Genomic DNA, 2691 nt, shown 5'->3' with positions numbered 1-2691 from the left:
TTCATTTCTTTTTTCGCTTGCTGTTCGCTCCAGTCGTACACCACAGCAATCTCTTTGTTAGCAACATAGCGAAAATGCTGAAGAAAATCCTCAAGTTCTGGTTTGATCGCCGGCTGAGGGTCTTTCTGAAGCATTTCCTTCAACACTTTCACATAAACGTCATAAGAGTAGAGACCTGTAATCTTAAGACCGGCATCTTCTTCAGATTCGTTGAAAATGACAATGGTAGGTGTGGTATCGACTTCCATCTCTTTTGTCAATTTCAGGTCACATTTTAATGCTTTTTGAGCTGCTTCCGAGTGAAGGTCTTTTTTAAATTCTTCCACATCCAAACGACTTTTACCCGCACATTCAATCAATACTTCTTCATCCGAAATATTTTGCTTTTCAAGAAACACGTATTCCTGAACTTTACGTAAAAAGCGCATTCCGGCTTTTTTGCCCTGCAGTTCAGCTGCTTTCACAGCAAGAGCAGTGGCAAAGGGAGAAGAGACGGGGTTTTCGAGCCAAACATCTCCATCACAACACATGCCTGTGCGGCAGCCCGTTTTATCCCATGCTTGCTTTAAGTTTTCAGGTTTAACCTTCTTGTTTTGATTCCAGGAAGCTAATTGACCACCGATAATGGGGCGGAGAGTGAAAAAGCGTCCATATTCGATTGTGAGTTTTTTTAGAAATGGTTCGAGTGACCAACATTCAGGACAGAGCGGATCGATGAAAACATAAATTTCAATTGGGCGTTTCAATAAATTAAAAAAGCCGCTTGCTGTTCCTTGTGTATCCTTATGGCTGCTCAGGCTTTTCCAACTCACATCGATTCTCCTTTCTCGTCCTCTGGTGTATTCATCATGTGATTGGCCGTAATGGTCAGTCGTTCGAACATCGCTGACCGGAACGGCTCTTCGATTCCTGCTTCATTCATTGCTCCAGACATGCAAGAAAGCCACGCGTCACGTCTTGTAGGAGTGATTTCGAATGGCAGATGTCTCGCACGCAGCATCGGATGTCCGTGTTCTTCGATATAAAGAGGCGGACCACCGAAAAATTGAGTGAGGAATTGTTTTTGTTTGCGGATCGTTTCCGTAAAATCATCAGGGAAAATCGGGATCAGATCCGGATGCTGACTAACACGTTTATAAAAAGCTTCAACTAGTTCATCAATTTTTTCTTTACCAAGTTCATCATAAATTGATCCAGGTCGTTGTTGCATAAAATCCCTTCCTGTCTGTTTATCCATTTTAGCAATGGCTTATCATTACGGCAACTATTCTGATTGCAGCTTCGCTTTGTAGAAGCGTTTAATCTTATTATCCGTATTTCTTGTAGGAATATCGCAAGACGTGAGGATTTCTTCAAAGACTGCTTCGCCTTGCTGTCTTGATGATGCTTCGACTTCCAGTTCAAAGTCTTCCTGGTCATAATAGAGGCTATGATCAAGAACAACCGTCGTATCCTTGTATGCAACTTCTTTCCGACGGGTGGTCAGTGAACCGAGATAGGTAAGCTCATCAACTGAAATACCCAGTTCACGTAACTGCTTCTCTGTGTGAGGTTTCTCAAGCATCTTATTTTGTATCCATAAGTTTGCTTCCTCTTCCGTGAGGGAATCGTGTGTTTCAAGAAGACCTTCTTCATGGGGCTGCTTCAAGGTCAGTACCCATTGATCATTTTTTTTCCTGATCCGTAACGCAGCACCTTGCTCTCGTAATTTAAAATCACTCGATTCAAAATAATAATTGGTTTGTTCGATAAGTTCAACTGATTTGAATGGTAAAAACTGATAAACTTGTTGGTATTCTTCCAAAGTTAATAAATTCTTATATTCAATTTCGATCTCTTGGGACATGAGAGAACCTCCTTATCTTATTTCAGATGTCTCTTATGTTTATGATACAATGAACCTAAGAGAAAACGCACATATTTACTATAGAGATTGGATACATAAAGGTGGGCGCTACATGAATTGGGATATATTTATAGCTCCTTATGCACAAGTCGTAGAAGAGTTAAAAGTGAAGTTGAAAGGGATGCGTCGCCAGTTCGAATATGAAATGGAACAGTCCCCGATTGAGTTCGTTACGGGCAGGGTGAAGCCGAAATCCAGCATTATAGAAAAAGCCCGTCGCAAAGCGATTAATCCAGAAAACATCGAACAAGAATTACAGGATATTGCAGGAGTGAGGGTCGTTTGTCAATTTGTCGATGACATCTATGCCGTTGTCGATATGCTTAAGAACAGACACGACTTCGATATTGTTGAAGAGAAGGATTATATTTCTCGAAAGAAAGACAGCGGTTACCGTTCTTACCATGTGATCATTAATTATCCTGTAGAAACGATACACGGGGAAAAAATTGTCCTGGCGGAAATTCAGATTCGTACATTAGCTATGAATTTCTGGGCGACCAATGAACATTCGTTAAATTACAAATATGCGGGTAAAATACCTAGTGAAGTAAAATCAAGACTAAAGCGAGCAGCAGAAGCCGCATTTCAGCTGGATGAAGAAATGTCTAAAATTAAAAGTGAAATTCAGGAAGCGCAGAAAGTGTTTATGCGCAAAGAAGATAAAAAGAAGGAGCCTAAAAAAGGATAGGAGTTGAAAAGCCTGATGAAGTTCTCGATCTTATCTAAAGGAGATCAAAAATCTAACGAAATCCGCTCAAAAATCAAAAACTACCTGACTGAAT

General features: G+C 40.6%; 4 protein-coding genes. 1 reads left to right on the top strand and 3 read right to left on the bottom strand.

Going from position 1 to position 2691, the window contains the following annotated elements; genetic code table 11:
* From LD39_RS18175 to LD39_RS18165, 3 genes are all read right to left on the bottom strand, one after another.
* A partial coding sequence (locus LD39_RS18175; RefSeq protein ID WP_035551233.1) for a ClpXP adapter SpxH family protein occupies positions 1-812 on the bottom strand: 812 nt, incomplete at its 3' end.
* Entirely contained in the window at positions 809-1210 is a 402-nt protein-coding gene (locus tag LD39_RS18170; protein WP_035551230.1) for a globin, read from the bottom strand. The genes LD39_RS18170 and LD39_RS18175, both read right to left, overlap by 4 nt.
* Before the next feature lie 54 nt (positions 1211-1264).
* Positions 1265-1846 carry a CYTH domain-containing protein gene (locus tag LD39_RS18165; RefSeq protein WP_035551227.1) on the bottom strand — a complete coding sequence of 194 codons (582 nt, stop codon included), beginning with the start codon at positions 1844-1846 and terminating at the stop codon, positions 1265-1267.
* A 112-nt stretch (positions 1847-1958) separates the two neighbouring features.
* Here LD39_RS18165 and LD39_RS18160 point away from each other — a divergent pair, with 112 nt between their 5' ends.
* Positions 1959-2597, top strand: coding sequence for a GTP pyrophosphokinase family protein (locus LD39_RS18160; RefSeq protein WP_035551224.1), 639 nt, complete (start codon positions 1959-1961; stop codon positions 2595-2597).
* Positions 2598-2691: the final 94 nt, after the last annotated feature.

It is taken from the genome of Halobacillus sp. BBL2006, from assembly GCF_000786645.1.
Classification (GTDB): domain Bacteria; phylum Bacillota; class Bacilli; order Bacillales; family Halobacillaceae; genus Halobacillus.
This window is presented reverse-complemented; position numbering and strand designations above follow the sequence as displayed.